Genomic DNA, 16,851 nt, shown 5'->3' with positions numbered 1-16,851 from the left:
CTAAGCGTGAAAATATGTAAAAAGCACAATAGCATCAATGTTTTGCACTGACAAGCTGAGCCAAGGCGCAACCTTTGGGCGCCTTCCAGAAGAGCAATGTGCACTGCAGCAATGTTGTCAAAGGACAACGAGCCGTAACAAAACGTTGGTGCATACAGGCGCTGACCCCAGTGCGGTGTCAGCGCCCGCCGCGTCATTCGGCCAGCAGAATGCGCAGCATGCGGCGCAGCGGCTCGGCGGCGCCCCAGAGCAGTTGGTCGCCGATCGTGAACGCGCCGATGTATTCCGGTCCCATCGCCATCTGGCGGATGCGGCCCACGGGAATCGTCATGGTGCCGGTGACCGCCACCGGGGTCAGGTCCTTCAGCGTGGCCTCGCGCGTGTTGGGCACGACCTTCACCCACTCGTTGTCAGCGGCGATCATGGCTTCGAGGTCGGCCACGGGGACGTGCTTCTTCAGCTTGAAGGTCAGCGCCTGGCTGTGGCAGCGCATGGCGCCAACCCGCACGCAGAAACCGTCCACGGGCACTGCCGGAGTGCCGAAGCCTTCGCCCTGGCCCATGATCTTGTTCGTCTCGGCCATGCCCTTCCACTCTTCCTTGGACATGCCGTTGCCCAGATCCTTGTCGATCCAGGGGATCAGGCTGCCGCCCAGCGGCACGCCGAAATTGGCGGTTTCCGAATCGGAGAGGCTGCGCTGCTTGGCGATCACCTTGCGGTCGATTTCGAGGATGGCGCTCTTGGGGTCGTCCAGCAGGGAGCGCACTTCCGCGTTCAGCGTGCCGTACTGGGTGAGCAATTCACGCATGTGCTGGGCGCCGCCGCCGCTGGCTGCCTGATAGGTCTGCGTGCTCATCCATTCGACGAGGCCGGCCTTGTAGAGCGCGCCCACGCCCATCAGCATGCAGCTCACGGTGCAATTGCCGCCGATCCAGTTCTTGCCGCCGTTGGCCAGGGCATCCTGGATGACGGGCAGGTTGACTGGGTCCAGCACAATGACCGCGTCTTCCTTCATGCGCAGGGTGGAGGCGGCATCGATCCAGTGGCCGTTCCAGCCCGCATCGCGCAGCTTGGGGAACACTTCGGTCGTGTAGTCGCCGCCCTGGGCGGTCAGGATGATGTCGCAGCGCTTGAGGGCGTTGATGTCGAAGGCGTCCTGGAGCGTGGTCTCGTTCTTCGCCTGCGCGGGGGCCTTGCCGCCTGCGTTCGACGTCGAGAAGAAAACGGGCTCGATGAGACCGAAATCGCCTTCGGCCTGCATGCGGTCCATCAATACGGAGCCGACCATGCCGCGCCAGCCGACCAAACCTACCAACTTGCTCATTTCAACGCCCCTATTCAGTTTAAGAAACAGTACCCAACCGGGACTTTTCGCCTGGCTCGTCTGGCCAGGAAGGGCGCACGACGAACCAGGCTGGGTCAGCCCTTAATGGTCGTGGTTTTGGTGGTGGTTGCGCGCTCGGCCCCACCGGCCAGGGCGGCAGGTGCGGTGTTCAGGGCGAACGGGCGGGCGGCAAACATAGGCGCGGATTGTAGCGGATGGCCTTTTGTCCGCGGTGCGTTTTTTGAAAGGTCAGGAAGGAGGCGGGTGGCTAACCCCGCCCCCTTTTTTTCCGGCTGCAAGGCAACGCGGCGATGCAGTAACCCGTTGCCAGCAGCCGTGCTGTGATCAGCCCAGCGCCTTCACCACCGCGTCGCCCATTTGCGCCGTGCCCACCTTCGTGGTGCCTTCGCTCCAGATGTCCGGCGTACGCAGACCTTCGGCCAGCACCTTCTGCACGGCCGCTTCGATGCGCTGGGCGGCGGCTTCCTGGTTCAGGCTGAAGCGCAGCATCATCGCGGCGCTCAGGATGGTGGCCAGCGGATTGGCCACACCCTTGCCGGCGATGTCGGGGGCGCTGCCGTGGCTTGGCTCGTACAGGCCCTGGTTCTTGCTGTTGAGGCTGGCCGAGGGCAGCATGCCGATGGAGCCGGTGAGCATCGATGCTTCGTCCGACAAAATGTCGCCGAACATGTTGCCGGTGACCACCACGTCGAACGCCTTGGGCGCCTTCACCAGTTGCATGGCCGCGTTGTCCACGTACATGTGCTGCAGTTCCACGTCAGGGTACTGCTGGCCCACTTCGGTGACCACGTCTTTCCAGAACTGGAAGGTTTCCAGCACGTTGGCCTTGTCCACGCTAGTGACCTTCTTGCTGCGCTTGCGTGCGGCCTGGAAGGCGACGTGGGCGATGCGCTCGATCTCGGGCTTGGAGTAGCGCATGGTGTCGAACGCTTCCTCGGCCCCGGGAAAGTGCCCGTCGGTGGCCACGCGGCGGCCGCGTGGCTGGCCGAAATAGATGTCACCCGTCAGCTCGCGGATGATGAGGATGTCCAGGCCCGAAATCAGCTCGGGCTTGAGGCTCGAAGCGCCCACCAGTTGCTCGTAGCAGATGGCGGGGCGGAAGTTAGCGAACAGGCCCATGTTCTTGCGCAGGCCCAGGATGGCCTGCTCGGGGCGCAGGGGCCGGTCGAGCTTGTCGTACTTCCAGTCGCCCACGGCGCCGAACAGCACGGCGTCGGCCTGCTGCGCCAGCTTCAGCGTGGCTTCGGGCAGCGGGTGGCCGTGGGCCTCGTACGCGGCGCCGCCGACCAGGGCGGACTCCATCTCGAACGGAAGGCCCAGCACGTCCAGCACCTTGACGGCCTCTGCCACGATTTCCGTGCCGATGCCGTCGCCCGGCAGAACTGCGATTTTCATGTCTTTGCTTCTCTTTCTATAGCTACCTGCCCTAGTGCTTATTGCGCTGGGGACCGATTGGATACTTGATGTTGGGCTGCTGCCGGACAGGTCAGCCCGCCATGGTGTGGGCCAGCCAGGGCTTGGTGGCCAGGCGCTGGGCCTCGAACGCCTTGATCTTGTCGGACTGGCGCAGGGTCAGGCCGATGTCGTCGAAGCCGTTCAGCAGGCAGTATTTGCGGAAGGCGTTCACCTCGAACGGAATCTCTTCGCCCACGGCCTCGTCGCGGTTCTTGCGCACGATCACCTGGCGATCCAGGTCGATGGTGAGCTGGTAGCCGGGGAAGGCTTGCACTTCATCGAACAGCTTCGCCACGGTGGCTTCGGGCAGCACGATCGGCAGCAGGCCATTCTTGAAGCAGTTGTTGAAGAAGATGTCCGCGAAGCTCGGCGCGATCACCGCGCGAAAGCCATATTGGTCCAGCGCCCACGGTGCGTGTTCGCGGCTCGATCCGCAGCCGAAATTCTTGCGTGCCAGCAGGATGGAGGCACCGGCGTAGCGCGGCTGGTTGAGCACGAAGTCCGGGTTGGGCTTGCGGCTGGCTGGGTCCTGGCCCGGTTCGCCGTGGTCCAGGTAGCGCCATTCGTCGAACAGGTTCACGCCGAAGCCGGTCTTCTTGATCGACTTCAGGAACTGCTTGGGAATGATGGCGTCGGTGTCGACGTTCTCGCGGTCCATGGGAGCCACGAGACCTTGGTGGAGGGTGAATTTCTGCATGGTGTGTGTCCGGAAAAAAGGGCAGGAGACGGCGGCCTTTACTGGCCGTTGCTCCAGGTGCCGCCCTTGATGGCGGCGGAGGAGGTTTCGCAGGCCTTGCGCTTTTCCTTCGCCGCTTCGGGCGACAGGTCGTAGTAGTAGGCGTCCAGAGGCTGACCCATCAGCCCTTTGCAGGCACCGCTGGCCGGCCGGGGGCATTGCGCCACCAGGGTGACTTTGCCGGCCTTGCCTCCCATCTGGGCCGAGGCCTGCGCCAAGCCGTCGCAGCTTGCCTTGAGCTGACCGGCCGGAATGCTGCCGGTGAACTCCATGCAGTCTTTGACCGGCACGGTTTTGCCGCCGGCGGCAACGCTGCCTTCGATCACGCAGGCGCGGTCGGCTGCCATTGCGGCGGCGGAACCGCCGAGCAGCAGCGCAGCCACGAGCGGCCATGCGACCCGGCTGCGGCGGCCGTGGCCGAGGGGTGCCTGCCCGGTCATTTGGCCGCCCGCTCGATGGCGCCGCCGGCGCGCTGCACGTCCTGGCCCATGCCTTTGACGGTGTTGCAGCCGGCCAGCAGGCAAGCCAGGGCCAGGGTCAAAAGGGTGGCGATCTTGTTCATGGCGAATGTCCTGGAATGGGGAAAAAAGCGCTGCGCGGCGTTCAGGTGAACTGGCGCACGTCCACGAAATGCCCGTGCACGGCAGCCGCAGCGGCCATGGCCGGCGACACCAGGTGCGTGCGTCCGCCCGCGCCCTGGCGGCCTTCGAAGTTGCGGTTGCTGGTGGAGGCGCAGCGCTCGCCGGGCTCCAGCCGGTCGGCATTCATCGCCAGGCACATCGAGCAGCCGGGCTCGCGCCATTCGAAGCCTGCGGCCTTGAAGATCTCGTGCAGCCCCTCGCGCTCGGCCTGTTCCTTCACGAGGCCCGAGCCTGGCACCACCATCGCCAGCTTGATGTTCTTGGCCACTTTCTGGCCGAGCTTCTTCACCACGGCGGCGGCTTCGCGCATGTCTTCGATGCGGCTGTTGGTGCACGAACCGATGAACACCTTGTCCACGAAGATGTCGTTCAGCGCCTTGCCCGGCTCCAGGTTCATGTAGGTGAGCGCGCGCTCCATGGCGCCGCGCTTGTTGGCGTCCTTTTCCTTGTCGGGATCGGGCACGCGGGCATCCACGCCCAGCACCATTTCGGGCGACGTGCCCCAGGTGATCTGCGGCACGATGTCCGCCGCGTTCAGCGTCACCACGGTGTCGAAGTGCGCGTCGGCGTCCGACTGCAGCGTCTTCCAGTAGGCGACGGCCTGGTCCCACTCGACGCCGGTGGGCGACAGCGGACGGCCCTTGACGTAGTCGATCGTCTTGTCGTCCACCGCCACCAGGCCGGCGCGCGCGCCTGCTTCGATGGCCATGTTGCAGACGGTCATGCGGCCTTCCACCGACAGCGCGCGAATCGCGGGGCCCGCGAATTCGATGGTGTAGCCCGTGCCGCCGGCCGTGCCGATCTTGCCGATGATGGCCAGCACGATGTCCTTGGCCGTGACGCCGGGCGCGGTCTGCCCGTCCACCCGCACCAGCATGTTCTTGGCCTTCTTGGCCAGCAGGGTCTGCGTGGCCATCACGTGTTCGACCTCGCTGGTACCGATACCGTGGGCCAGCGCTCCGAAGGCGCCGTGCGTGCTGGTGTGGCTGTCGCCGCACACCACCGTCATGCCCGGCAGGGTGGCGCCGTTCTCCGGGCCGATCACATGGACGATGCCCTGGCGCTTGCTCATGAACGGAAAGAACGCCGCGGCGCCCACTTCGGCGATGTTCTTGTCCAGCGTGGTGATCTGCTCCTTGCTGATCGGGTCGGTGATGCCGTCATAGCCGAGTTCCCAGCCGGTGGTCGGCGTGTTGTGGTCGGCCGTGGCCACGATGGAGCTCACGCGCCAGACCTTGCGGCCGGCCTGGCGCAGGCCCTCGAACGCCTGCGGGCTGGTCACCTCGTGCACCAGATGGCGGTCGATGTAGAGGATGGCAGTGCCGTCTTCTTCAGTGTGGACGACGTGCTCGTCCCAGATCTTGTCGTACAGGGTGCGTCCCATGGCAGTCTCTTTTGGTGGGTTTCAGGTGGGGTGGGTGATTTTAGGAAGGCTCTGGCGGCAAGGGTGCCACCAAGTGTTCGACCAGCAGCCGGGCCGTGACGGGAAGGGTGTCGAAGTCGCGCGCCACCAGGCGCAGTTCGCGCTGGCTCCAGGGCTCGTCCAGTGCGACGGACTGCAACTGGCCCACGCCGTGCATCAGGGCGAAGGCCCGGTCCGGCAGCAGGCCAATGCCCAGGCCGTTGTCGATCATGCGGCACATGGCATCGAGCCCCGTGACCTGGATGCGCTGGCGCAGCGGCCGGCCCGCCCGCGCGGCGGCTTGCTGCATGGCCAGGCTGATGCTGCTGTTGGCCTGCAGGCCGACGATGTCCCAGTCGAGCAATGCTTCGAATTTAATAGCAGACTCCCGGTACAGGATATGCCCCCGGGGCACAACGAGCACCAGGCGGTCGCGGCGGTAGGGGCGGCTTTGCAGCCCCTCGGGGTCGGCGGCGGTGCCGGTGTGGCACAGACCCAGGTCGGCCGCCCCCTCCCGCACTGCCTGGAGCACGTCGGGACTCAGGTGCTCTTGCAGGTCGATCTTGACCTGGCTGTGTGCGCGCGCGAAGGCGCCCAGGTCTTCAGGCAGAAACTGCACGATGGCCGAGATGTTGGCGTGCATGCGCACATGGCCGCGCACGCCATCGGCGTATTCGCTCAACTCGCCCTGCATGCGCTCCAGGCCGAACAGCACGGTGCGGGCGTGGTGCAGCAGGCTTTCGCCAGCAGGGGTGAGCGTGACTCCGCGGCTGTGCCGGTAGAGCAGGGCGGTATCCACCGCGGTTTCGAGATCGGACAGGCGCTTGCTGACGGCGGAGGCGGCAATGAACTCCCGCTCCGCCGCACGACCGATGCTTCCCAGCTCGCAGACGGCTACGAACAGCTGCAGCGAGGTGAGGTCGATTCGGCGCGCAAAACTGCGCTCGGAGCTTTTCATCGTGGTTGGAGAATTCTCTGTTGGAGAGATTGGCTGCATTTTCCCCCAATGGATGCCTTGTCAGCCATCGCAGAGCGCGATGGCTTTGCTGCCCATCCGCGCAAAAAAAAAGGCGCCCGAAGGCGCCGTTTGCAGAAAAGGGGCTTGTGCCAATCAGCTGAACAGGTTCTTCAGCCGATCGGTCCAGCTTTCGCCGCTGGGGGAATGCTTGGCGCCGCCCTTCTTGAGCGACTCCTCCAGTTCACGCAGCAGCTTGCGCTGGTGCTCGGTCAGCTTGACCGGCGTTTCGACCGCGATGTGGCAGTACAGGTCACCGGGGTAGCTGGCCCGCACGCCCTTGATCCCCTTGCCCCGCAGCCGGAACTGCTTGCCGGCCTGGGTGCCTTCCGGAATGTCGATGGCCGCCTTGCCTTGCAGCGTGGGCACTTCGATCTCGCCACCCAGCGCGGCCGTGATGAAGCTCACCGGCACCTGGCAATGCAGGTCGTCGCCATCGCGCTCGAAGATGTCGTGCTTCTTGAGCCGGATCTCGATGTACAGGTCGCCCGGCGGGCCGCCATTGGTGCCCGGTTCGCCGTTGCCCGTGCTGCGAATGCGCATGCCGTCGTCGATGCCGGCAGGGATCTTCACTTCCAGCGTCTTCTGCTTCTTGACCTTGCCCTGGCCGTGGCACGTGGTGCAGGGCTCGGGAATGATCTTGCCGGTGCCGCGGCAGTGTGGGCAGGTCTGCTGCACGCTGAAGAAGCCCTGGCGCATCTGCACCGTGCCGGCGCCAGCACAGGTGGTGCAGGTCTTTGCGCTGGTGCCGGGCTTGGCGCCGCTGCCGTGGCAGGTCTCGCACGATTCCCACGAGGGAATGCGGATCTGCGCGTCCTTGCCCTTGGCCGCCTCTTCGAGGGTGACCTCCATCGCGTAGCTCAGGTCGCTGCCGCGATAGACCTGACGCCCGCCCTGACCACGGCCGCGCGCGCCGCCCTGGCCGAACATGTCGCCGAAGATGTCGCCGAAGGCCTCGGCAAAACCACCGAAGCCTTCCGCGCCCGCGCCGCCGGGGCCGCGCATGTTCGGGTCCACGCCCGCATGGCCGTACTGGTCGTAGGCCGCCCGTTTTTGCGGGTCGGAGAGCATCTCGTAAGCCTCCTTGGCTTCCTTGAACCGCTCTTCGGCAGGCTTGGCCGCTTCACCCTGATTGCGGTCAGGGTGGTGCTTCATCGCCAGCTTGCGATAGGCCTTCTTGATCTCTTCGTCCGAGGCGTTCTTTGGAACGCCCAGAACTTCGTAAAAGTCTCTCTTGGACATGGTCTTTCCGAGCTCGGTTGGAACAGGAACGCCGCGCTGACCCCTGTGCAGGGCCCGGCGCGGCGGCTAGTCGGGCACGCGAGCGCGCTCAGCCTTTCTTCACTTCCTTCACTTCAGCGTCCACCACGTTGTCGTCGTGCGGTGCTGCGCCGGCGGACGACGAGGCGCCGCCCTGAGGCGCCGCACCTTCCGCGCCACCCTGGGCTGCCGCCTGTGCGGCTTGGGCATCGGCGTACATCTTCTCGCCCAGCTTCTGGCTGGCGGCCATCAGCGCGGTCGTCTTCTCGTCGATGGCAGCCTTGTCCTCGCCCTTGAGCACGTCTTCCAGGGCCTTCACGGCGGACTCGATCTGCTCCTTTTCGGAGGCGTCGAGCTTGTCGCCATGTTCGGCCAGGCTCTTGCTCACGCTGTGCACGGCGGCTTCGCCCTGGTTGCGGGCCTGGACCAGTTCCAGCTTCTTCTTGTCGTCGGCCGCGTTCAGTTCGGCGTCCTTCACCATCTTCTGGATCTCTTCTTCCGACAGACCCGAGTTCGCCTTGATGGTGATCTTGTTTTCCTTGCCCGTGCCCTTGTCCTTGGCGCCCACATGCAGGATGCCGTTCGCGTCGATGTCGAAGCTCACTTCGATCTGCGGCACGCCGCGGCCGGCCGGTGGAATGCCTTCCAGGTTGAACTCGCCCAGCAGCTTGTTGGCGCTGGCCAGCTCACGCTCGCCCTGGAACACCTTGATCGTCACGGCCGGCTGGTTGTCGTCGGCGGTCGAGAAGGTCTGTGCGAACTTCGTGGGGATCGTGGTGTTCTTGCTGATCATCTTGGTCATCACGCCACCCAGCGTTTCGATGCCCAGCGACAGCGGCGTCACGTCCAGCAGCAGCACGTCCTTGCGGTCGCCCGACAGCACCTGGCCCTGGATCGCGGCGCCCACGGCCACGGCTTCGTCAGGGTTCACGTCCTTGCGGGGGTCCTTGCCGAAGAATTCCTTGACCTTGTCCTGCACCTTGGGCATGCGGGTCATGCCGCCGACCAGAATCACGTCATGGATGTCGGACACGCTGATGCCGGCGTCCTTGATGGCCGTGCGGCAAGGCGCGATCGTGCGTTCGATCAGCTCTTCCACCAGGGCTTCGAGCTTGGCGCGCGTGAGCTTGATGTTCAGGTGCTTCGGGCCCGACGCGTCTGCCGTGATGTAGGGCAGGTTGATGTCGGTCTGCGCACTGTTGGACAGCTCGATCTTGGCCTTTTCGGCGGCTTCCTTCAGGCGCTGCAGGGCCAGCACGTCGCGGGACAGGTCCACGCCCTGGTCCTTCTTGAACTCGGAAATGATGTAGTCGATGATGCGCTGGTCGAAGTCTTCGCCGCCCAGGAACGTGTCGCCGTTGGTGGACAGCACTTCGAACTGCTTTTCGCCATCGACGTCGGCGATTTCGATGATGGACACGTCGAACGTGCCGCCGCCCAGGTCATACACGGCGATCTTGCGGTCGCCCTTTTCCTGTTTGTCCAGGCCGAAGGCCAGGGCCGCAGCGGTGGGCTCGTTGATGATGCGCTTGACGTCCAGGCCCGCGATGCGGCCGGCGTCCTTGGTGGCCTGGCGCTGGGCGTCGTTGAAGTACGCAGGCACCGTGATGACGGCTTCCGTCACCGGCTCGCCCAGGTAGTCCTCGGCCGTCTTCTTCATCTTGCGCAGGATGTCGGCGCTCACTTGCTGGGCCGAGATCTTGTTGCCGCGCACTTCGACCCAGGCGTCGCCGTTGTCGGCCGCCGTGATCTTGTAGGGCATCAGGTCGATGTCCTTTTGCACTTCCTTTTCGGTGAACTTGCGGCCGATCAGGCGCTTGATGGCGTACAGCGTGTTCTGCGGGTTGGTCACGGCCTGGCGCTTGGCCGAGGCGCCCACCAGCACTTCGCCGTCTTCCTGGTAAGCCACGATGGAGGGCGTGGTGCGCGCGCCTTCCGAGTTTTCAATCACCCGAGTGGTGTTGCCTTCCATGATCGACACGCAGCTGTTGGTCGTGCCCAGATCGATGCCAATGATTTTTCCCATGTTGTTCTCCGAGATTTTGAAAAAGATTTGGATGCCGATAACTTGTGGATAACTTCGCAGGCTTCAAGCCGTCGCCTGCAGTTTTTCTTCCGGTTGGCGGTCGCTCACTTAGGCGCGGACACCGTCACCAGGGCCGGGCGCAGCACGCGCTCGGCGATCACATAGCCCTTTTGCAGCACGGACACGACCGTGTTGGGCTCCTGCTCGGCGGGCACCATGCTGATCGCCTGGTGCTGGTGCGGGTCGAACTTGTCGCCGGCATTGGGGTTGATGGCCAGCACCTTGTTGCGCTCCAGGGCGGAGGTCAGCTGGCGCAGCGTGGCGTCCGAGCCTTCGCGCAATTGCTCGATCGTCGCGTCCTTGATGGCCAGGGCCGCGGCCAGGCTGTCGGCCACGGGCAGCATGCTTTCCGCGAAGCTCTCGATGCCGAACTTGCGGGCCTTGGAGATTTCTTCCTCGGCGCGGCGGCGGGCGTTTTCGGCTTCGGCCTTGGCGCGCAGGAATTGGTCGGCCAGATCGGCGCTCTTGGCCTTGAGTTCGGCCAGTTCGCCCTGCAGGCGGCTCAGTTCATCGGAGGCATGCGCCGCCATCGCGGCTTCGACTTCTTCAGGGGCAGGGGCGGCATCCCCATGAGAGGCGGTGGCTGGATTGTGTTGATCGGACATGTCGATTTCTTCTGAAAGTGAACGGTACGCGCGGCACATGGGTGCCACCCGGCGGATTTCAAGCGAAAAGGCGCCGCTTGCACGCAGATGCGTCGGGCTGGCGTCAGTCAGGCCGGCGTGAGTGTACAAGCCAGCGACCCTGAGGCTATAATCGCCGGCTTTGCCTTGCCATACCGCTTCTAGACGCAGCGGGTGGCTTCATCCACAAGGAGATTGCATGCGTCACTACGAAATCATTTTGTTGATCCACCCGGATCAAAGCGAACAAGTTCCAGCCATGCTGGAGCGCTACAAGGGCATGATCGTCGCCGGCGGCGGCAAGGTGCACCGCGTGGAAGACTGGGGCCGTCGTCAACTGGCGTACCTGATCAACAAGCTGGCCAAGGCGCACTACCTGTGCGTGAACATCGAAGCCGACCAGACCGTGATGGCTGAACTGGAGCACGCCTTCAAGTTCAACGACGCCGTTCTGCGCCACCTGACGGTTCAGAAGAAGAAGGCCGACACGGGTCCTTCCTCAATGATGAAGACCGTCGAGCGCGAAGAAGCCCGCAAGGCCAGCCAGGCCGAGTTCGCCGCTTCGGGCGAGCGCTGATCCATCGTCTGGAGGAGTGGAAAACCGCGTTGTCCTCACCGCCTGTATCGCCGAGGCACAGCCCCTGCGCTACACGCCCGCTGGTCTCCCGGCGCTGGATCTGAAGCTCGAACACGGGTCTCAGCAGCAAGAAGCCGGTGCACAGCGCGAGGTCAAGGCCGTTGTGAAGGCCATCGCTTTCGGCGCGCTCGCCGAGCGGTTGGCAAGACAGGCGCTAGGGAGTCTCTGGATATTCCGGGGGTTTCTGGCAACGTCGCGCAACGGCAAGGGTCTGGTGTTCCACATCCAGGATATTCAACAAGATTAATTTTCAAGAGGTCCGTCAATGGCCACGTTCAAGAAATTCAACAAAGACAAGCGCCCGAAGCGCAACACCCAGTCGCTGCTGTTCAAGCGCAAGCGCTTTTGCCGCTTCACCGTCGCCGGTGTGGAAGAGATCGACTACAAGGATGTCGACACCCTGCGCGATTTCATCGCTGAAAACGGCAAGATCATCCCCGCACGCCTGACCGGCACGCGCGCCATCTACCAGCGTCAGCTGAACACCGCCATCAAGCGCGCGCGCTTCCTGGCACTGGTGCCTTACAGCGACCAGCACAAGATCTAAGGAGCACCAGTCATGCAAATCATCCTGCTCGACAAGGTTGTGAACCTCGGCAACCTCGGCGAAATCGTCAAGGTCAAAGACGGCTATGCCCGTAACTTCCTGATTCCTTCGGGCCGCGCCCGCCGCGCTACCGAATCGGCCAAGGCCGAGTTCGAAGCCAAGCGCGCCGAACTGGAAAAGGCCGCTGCCGCCAAGCTGGCAGAGTCCCAAGCCCAAGGCGAAAAGCTCGGCGGTTCGACCGTCAAGCTGACGCAAAAGGCTGGCGTGGACGGCCGCCTGTTCGGTTCTGTGACGAACCACGACATCGCCGAAGAGCTGAACAAGCAAGGCTACAAGGTCGTGAAGTCGCAGATCCGCCTGCCCAACGGCCCGATCAAGGTCGTTGGCGACAACACGGTGAGCGTGGCTCTGCACACCGATGTGGTGGTGGACGTGACCGTGTCGGTCTACGGCGAAACCGCCTAAAGAAAAGCGCTGCCTCTGGCATCGATCGTGAAGCCGCCCTCGGGCGGCTTTCGCGTTTCTGGCGCGTTGTTCCATGCACCGGTCGCCCACCGGCTGTGAACAGCTTGTCCACAGACTTGTCATCTCCAGTCTTCCGTTTTCCAGTCTTATCTGCCTGACGTGAATCCACCGCGCGCGCCGCGAGAGGACCTTTTGCCATGACCCTCGAGTCCCTTTCCATCGACCAGGACTTCGCTCCGGCGCCGGACCGCGAAGTCGCGCAGTTGCGCGTGCCGCCGCATTCTCTGGAGGCCGAATCCAGCGTGCTGGGCGGCCTGCTGCTGGACAACATGGCCTGGGACCGGGTGGGCGATCTGCTCGTGGACAGCGATTTCTACCGGCACGAGCACCAGCTCATCTATTCGGCCATCGGCACGATGGTGAACGCCAGCAAGCCCGCCGACGTGATCACGGTGTACGAGCGGCTGCAGAGTCTGGGCAAGACCGAGGAGATCGGTGGGCTGGCGTACCTCAACAGCCTGGCGCAGTACGTGCCGAGCGCCAGCAACATCCGGCGGTACGCCGAAATCGTGCGGGAGCGCTCGATCCTGCGCAAGCTGGTCACGGCGAGCGACGAGATCTCCACCAACGCCTTCAACCCCAAGGGCAAGACGGTCGAGCGCATTCTGGACGAGGCCGAGCAGAAGATCTTCGCCATCGGCGAAGAAGGCTCGCGCATGAAGCAGGGCTTCCAGTCACTCGACACGCTGGTGGTGGACCTGCTGGACCGTGTCCAGGAAATGGCGGACAACCCGGTGGACGTGACGGGCGTGCCGACCGGCTTTGCCGACCTGGACCGCATGACGTCGGGCCTGCAGGCCGGCGACATGGTGGTGCTGGCGGCGCGTCCGTCAATGGGCAAGACCTCGTTCGCGGTGAACATCGCCGAGCACGTGGCGCTCAACGAAGGCCTGCCCGTCGCCATCTTCTCGATGGAAATGGGCGCCGCCCAATTGGCGGTGCGGATCGTGGGCTCCATCGGCCGCGTGAACCAGGGCAACCTGCGCACCGGAAAGCTCACCGACGAGGAGTGGCCGCGCCTGACCGAGGCGATCGAGCGCCTGCGCACGGTGTCGCTGCACATCGACGAGACGCCTGGCCTCACGCCCAGCGAACTGCGCGCCAACGCGCGCCGGCTGGCACGCCAGTGCGGCAAGCTCGGATTGATCGTGGTCGATTACCTGCAGCTCATGAGCGGCTCGGGCTCGTCCAGTTCGGACAACCGTGCGACCGAGCTGGGCGAAATCTCCCGGGGCCTCAAGATGCTGGCCAAGGAGCTTCAGTGCCCCGTGATCGCGCTGTCGCAGCTCAACCGTTCGGTGGAGCAGCGCACCGACAAGCGGCCGATGATGTCCGACCTGCGCGAGTCGGGCGCCATCGAGCAGGATGCCGACATCATCATGTTCATCTATCGCGACGACTACTACAACAAGGACAGCAAGGAGCCGAACGTGGCCGAGGTCATCATCGGCAAGCAGCGGAACGGCCCCACCGGCACGGTGAAGCTGTTCTTCCAGAAGAACCAGACGCGCTTCGAAAATCTCGCCATGGGTTCCGGCGACGATTTCTAGCGTTTCAGGTCAAAAAGCCCTCCAGCGCATATTCCCCTAGGGAGCATTGCTATAAATTAAATAGCAAACGCCTTGAGGAAGTGCGAAGGAGCCCATCAGGGACTGCCCAAGGCCCAGATCAGCAGTCCGACCGTTCCCGCGCCGATCAGCGACACGGCAATGGTCAAGCGCTGGCTGCGCACCCGCAGCGCATCCACCGCACGCACGAGCTGGGCGTTCTGCTCGGCCAGTGAACCGATCAGCACGGCCGACGCCTGCTGCTCGGCCTCCAGCGCCTGTACCCGCTGGCGCAGCGCGGCCAGGCCGTCCTCCGTGCCGTTCGGCAAAGGCGCGGCCGTCGTGGCCGGTCCTTTCTGTGTCTGACCCAGCAGCCGCCGGGCGGCCTGCAGGATCTGGGGCGTCGCTTCGATCACGTCGCCCCAGGGCACCAGCTTGAGCGCAGTCATCCATCCCACGGCCATTACCGGGTGCTCCCGTTCACAGCACTTCGCTGGCGAAGTCCGCCAGGCGTGAGCGCTCGCCGCGCGCCAGGGTGATATGACCGCTGTGCGGCCAGCCCTTGAAGCGGTCCACGGCGTAGGTCAGGCCGGAAGAGCCTTCGGTCAGGTAGGGCGTGTCGATCTGCGCCAGATTGCCCATGCAGATGATCTTGGTGCCCGGGCCTGCGCGCGTGATGAGCGTCTTCATCTGCTTGGGCGTCAGGTTCTGCGCCTCGTCGATGATCACGTACTTGTTCAGGAACGTGCGCCCGCGCATGAAGTTCATGCTCTTGATCTTGATGCGGCTGCGGATCAGCTCATTGGTGGCCGCGCGGCCCCATTCGCCAGCGTTGCCGCCGTCGCCCTTGGCCAGGAATTCGAGGTTGTCGTCCAGCGCGCCCATCCAGGGACCCATCTTTTCTTCCTCGGTGCCGGGCAGGAAACCGATGTCCTCGCCCACGCTCACGGTGGCGCGGGTCATGATGATCTCGGTGTAGCGGCGCTCGTCCAGCACCTGCGTGAGGCCGGCGGCCAACGCCATCAGCGTCTTGCCAGTGCCGGCCGTGCCGGTGAGGGTGACGAAATCGACCTCAGGGTCCATGAGCAGGTTCATGGCGAAGTTCTGCTCGCGGTTGCGCGTGTTCACGCCCCATACCGCGTTCTTGGCCGAGCCGTAGTCCTTGAGCGTTTGCAGCACAGCCGTGCGGTCGCGGATTTCGGTCACGCGGGCGAACAGGCTGGGCTCGCCGGGCGCTTCGAAATACACGAACTGGTTGATCATCAGTTGCGGCACCACCGGCCCGCCCACGCGGTAATAGGTGTGCACGCCGCTTTGCCAGCTCTCGACGTTCTTGCCGGTCTTGACCCAGAAGTCGGCCGGCAGCGCGAGCAGGCCGGAATACAGCAAGTCGCCGTCTTCCAGCGTCTTGTCGTTCTGGTAATCCTCGGCGTTCAGGCCGAGCGCGCGTGCCTTGACGCGCATGTTGATGTCCTTGGACACCAGCACGACTTCGCGAGGGGCATGCAGTTTGCGCAGGGCTTCGACAACGCCCAGGATCTGGTTGTCGGCCTTGCCCTGGGGCAGGCTGGTAGGCAGGCTGTAGTCGAGCGGGGCCGTCTGGAAATAAAGGCAACCGCCAGCGGCGCGCTGGCCGGTGGAGTCGAGCTTGAGCCCGCGCGCGATGTCGGCGCCCTGCGCGGCGGCCAGGGCGTCGAGCGTGCGGCTGGCCTGCCGGCCGTTGCGTGCGACCTCGGTCATGCCTTTTTTGTGGCCATCGAGTTCTTCGAGCACGATCATCGGCAGGAAGATGTCGTGTTCCTCGAAGCGGAAGAGGCTCGTCGGGTCGTGCAGCAACACGTTGGTGTCGAGCACGAACATCTTCTTGGGACCGTTGCTGCGCACCTTGCGGGCACGCGCGCCGGGCGATGCGATGGGGGCCGCTGCCGCTTCTGTGGCGGCGACCGGCGCCCGCGACTGGATCGGCTCGGCCGTGGCGGGTTCGCGGGCTTGCATGGGGGCGGCAGCCGGTGCTGGGGCGTTACGGCGTCGTGTCGACGGGTTGCGCTCTTGCGGCAAGGCAACGTCGTCCGCCATCGGTGCCGGGGCGCGAACTGCGGGGCTTTCCTGGCGTGGGGTTTCAGCGCGCGTGGCCTGCGTCGTGCGTGATGACGATTTGCGGGAGGCGCGGGGTGCGGGGGCTTCGACGGTTTCGGCGGGCTCGTCGGCGGTGTTCAGGTCCGCGCGGGCCGCGGTCTGGTGGTAGGCATCCGGGGAAAGCAGCGCGGCGCGCCGGGTGGGAGCGGGGGGCAGGGGCATGGTGCAATGGCCTCGAAGGGATGGTCAGAAAGCAAAAAGCCGCCTGGAGGCCAAGGCGGCTTGTTGGTGAAGGGAGGGCGTTGCGTTTCTCAGCAGCATCGACCCATTATGCATGCTCCCCATGACGGGCCGCGGAGCCATGCCGCAGCGCGATTAGGCAGCTTTCTTGAGGGCCTTGATGGACTTCACGGCCTTGAGGACTTCGTCCACATGGCCCGGCACCTTGAGGCCACGCCATTCCTGGGCGAGGATGCCGTCGGGGCCGACGAGGAACGTGCTGCGCTCGATGCCCTTGACCTTCTTGCCGTACATGATCTTGTTCTTGACCACGCCGAACATGTGGCACATTTTTTCTTCGGTGTCGGCGATCAGTTCGAACGGGAGTTCGAGCTTTTCCTTGAAGTCGTCGTGCGACTTCATGTTGTCGCGCGACACGCCGAAGACGGCGGCACCGGCCTTGACGAAGTCTTTGTACTTGTCGCGGAACTGCATGGCTTCTGTCGTGCAGCCAGGGGTGTTGTCCTTGGGATAGAAGTACAGGATCAGAACCTGGCCAAGGTGCGAGGTGTTAGAGACCTTGATCCCTCCGGTCGCGTTGGCTTCAAATTCAGGCAGGGGTTTGTTGACAACGATCGCCATGGCACTTCAATCTCTCTGGATGTAGTCGTTGAATAGCCGGGGGAGCGGTGTGTTATTGCTCTTGGAGGGCCCCCGACCGCAACCCGAGATTTTAC

18 protein-coding genes are annotated in these 16,851 nt (G+C 64.3%); 5 read left to right on the top strand and 13 right to left on the bottom strand.

Features of this window, described 5'->3' with window-relative positions:
• Positions 1-193: 193 nt before the first annotated feature.
• From asd to grpE, 10 genes are all read right to left on the bottom strand, one after another.
• Positions 194-1,324 (bottom strand): aspartate-semialdehyde dehydrogenase, encoded by a 1,131-nt coding sequence (gene asd, locus BLT03_RS12440; protein WP_092744086.1) that lies wholly within the window; start codon positions 1,322-1,324, stop codon positions 194-196.
• 345 nt (positions 1,325-1,669) lie between these two features.
• The gene (gene leuB / locus BLT03_RS12435; RefSeq protein ID WP_092744085.1) at positions 1,670-2,740 is read right to left on the bottom strand and encodes a 3-isopropylmalate dehydrogenase; all 1,071 of its coding nucleotides are present in this window, start codon (positions 2,738-2,740) and stop codon (positions 1,670-1,672) included.
• Positions 2,741-2,831: 91 nt separating this feature from the next.
• Positions 2,832-3,497 carry a 3-isopropylmalate dehydratase small subunit gene (gene leuD, locus BLT03_RS12430; RefSeq protein ID WP_092744084.1) on the bottom strand — a complete coding sequence of 222 codons (666 nt, stop codon included), beginning with the start codon at positions 3,495-3,497 and terminating at the stop codon, positions 2,832-2,834.
• A gap of 38 nt (positions 3,498-3,535) precedes the next feature.
• Positions 3,536-3,976, bottom strand: a complete 441-nt coding sequence (locus BLT03_RS12425) for a hypothetical protein (protein ID WP_245711357.1) — start codon at positions 3,974-3,976, stop codon at positions 3,536-3,538.
• Positions 3,973-4,098, bottom strand: a complete 126-nt coding sequence (locus BLT03_RS12420; RefSeq protein WP_092744083.1) for an entericidin A/B family lipoprotein — start codon at positions 4,096-4,098, stop codon at positions 3,973-3,975. The genes BLT03_RS12425 and BLT03_RS12420 overlap by 4 nt, the downstream gene beginning before the upstream one ends.
• A gap of 41 nt (positions 4,099-4,139) precedes the next feature.
• A complete protein-coding gene (gene leuC / locus BLT03_RS12415) occupies positions 4,140-5,561 on the bottom strand; it encodes a 3-isopropylmalate dehydratase large subunit (protein WP_092744082.1) in 1,422 nt (473 codons plus the stop codon).
• Positions 5,562-5,601: 40 nt separating this feature from the next.
• Positions 5,602-6,537 carry a LysR family transcriptional regulator gene (locus BLT03_RS12410; protein WP_092744081.1) on the bottom strand — a complete coding sequence of 312 codons (936 nt, stop codon included), beginning with the start codon at positions 6,535-6,537 and terminating at the stop codon, positions 5,602-5,604.
• 153 nt (positions 6,538-6,690) lie between these two features.
• Positions 6,691-7,836 carry a molecular chaperone DnaJ gene (gene dnaJ / locus BLT03_RS12405; protein WP_092744080.1) on the bottom strand — a complete coding sequence of 382 codons (1,146 nt, stop codon included), beginning with the start codon at positions 7,834-7,836 and terminating at the stop codon, positions 6,691-6,693.
• Between the two features lie 88 nt (positions 7,837-7,924).
• Positions 7,925-9,880, bottom strand: coding sequence for a molecular chaperone DnaK (gene dnaK / locus BLT03_RS12400; RefSeq protein ID WP_092744079.1), 1,956 nt, complete (start codon positions 9,878-9,880; stop codon positions 7,925-7,927).
• 104 nt (positions 9,881-9,984) lie between these two features.
• Entirely contained in the window at positions 9,985-10,545 is a 561-nt protein-coding gene (gene grpE, locus BLT03_RS12395) for a nucleotide exchange factor GrpE (protein ID WP_092744245.1), read from the bottom strand.
• Between the two features lie 217 nt (positions 10,546-10,762).
• Here grpE and rpsF point away from each other — a divergent pair, with 217 nt between their 5' ends.
• From rpsF to dnaB, 5 genes are all read left to right on the top strand, one after another.
• Positions 10,763-11,140 (top strand): 30S ribosomal protein S6, encoded by a 378-nt coding sequence (gene rpsF / locus BLT03_RS12390; RefSeq protein ID WP_092744078.1) that lies wholly within the window; start codon positions 10,763-10,765, stop codon positions 11,138-11,140.
• A 16-nt stretch (positions 11,141-11,156) separates the two neighbouring features.
• Positions 11,157-11,447, top strand: a complete 291-nt coding sequence (gene priB / locus BLT03_RS12385; protein ID WP_092744077.1) for a primosomal replication protein N — start codon at positions 11,157-11,159, stop codon at positions 11,445-11,447.
• Between the two features lie 18 nt (positions 11,448-11,465).
• Positions 11,466-11,747, top strand: coding sequence for a 30S ribosomal protein S18 (rpsR, locus tag BLT03_RS12380; protein ID WP_011794373.1), 282 nt, complete (start codon positions 11,466-11,468; stop codon positions 11,745-11,747).
• Between the two features lie 12 nt (positions 11,748-11,759).
• Entirely contained in the window at positions 11,760-12,212 is a 453-nt protein-coding gene (gene rplI, locus BLT03_RS12375) for a 50S ribosomal protein L9 (protein ID WP_092744076.1), read from the top strand.
• 197 nt (positions 12,213-12,409) lie between these two features.
• On the top strand, positions 12,410-13,822 hold the full coding sequence (gene dnaB, locus BLT03_RS12370) for a replicative DNA helicase (protein WP_092744075.1): 1,413 nt from the start codon (positions 12,410-12,412) through the stop codon (positions 13,820-13,822).
• Between the two features lie 95 nt (positions 13,823-13,917).
• Here the strand turns inward: dnaB and BLT03_RS12365 are convergent, their stop codons facing one another.
• The 3 genes from BLT03_RS12365 to BLT03_RS12355 all read right to left on the bottom strand — a co-directional run bounded on the left by BLT03_RS12365 (position 13,918) and on the right by BLT03_RS12355 (position 16,756).
• Positions 13,918-14,283 (bottom strand): hypothetical protein, encoded by a 366-nt coding sequence (locus tag BLT03_RS12365; protein WP_092744074.1) that lies wholly within the window; start codon positions 14,281-14,283, stop codon positions 13,918-13,920.
• 16 nt (positions 14,284-14,299) lie between these two features.
• On the bottom strand, positions 14,300-16,117 hold the full coding sequence (locus BLT03_RS12360; RefSeq protein ID WP_092744073.1) for a PhoH family protein: 1,818 nt from the start codon (positions 16,115-16,117) through the stop codon (positions 14,300-14,302).
• Between the two features lie 153 nt (positions 16,118-16,270).
• Positions 16,271-16,756, bottom strand: a complete 486-nt coding sequence (locus tag BLT03_RS12355; RefSeq protein WP_092744072.1) for a peroxiredoxin — start codon at positions 16,754-16,756, stop codon at positions 16,271-16,273.
• Positions 16,757-16,851 lie beyond the last annotated feature (95 nt).

Source organism: Paracidovorax valerianellae (genome assembly GCF_900102625.1).
GTDB lineage: Bacteria > Pseudomonadota > Gammaproteobacteria > Burkholderiales > Burkholderiaceae_C > Paracidovorax > Paracidovorax valerianellae.
The sequence above is the reverse complement of the archived record's forward strand: the minus strand, read 5'-3'. Positions and strand labels throughout refer to the sequence as shown.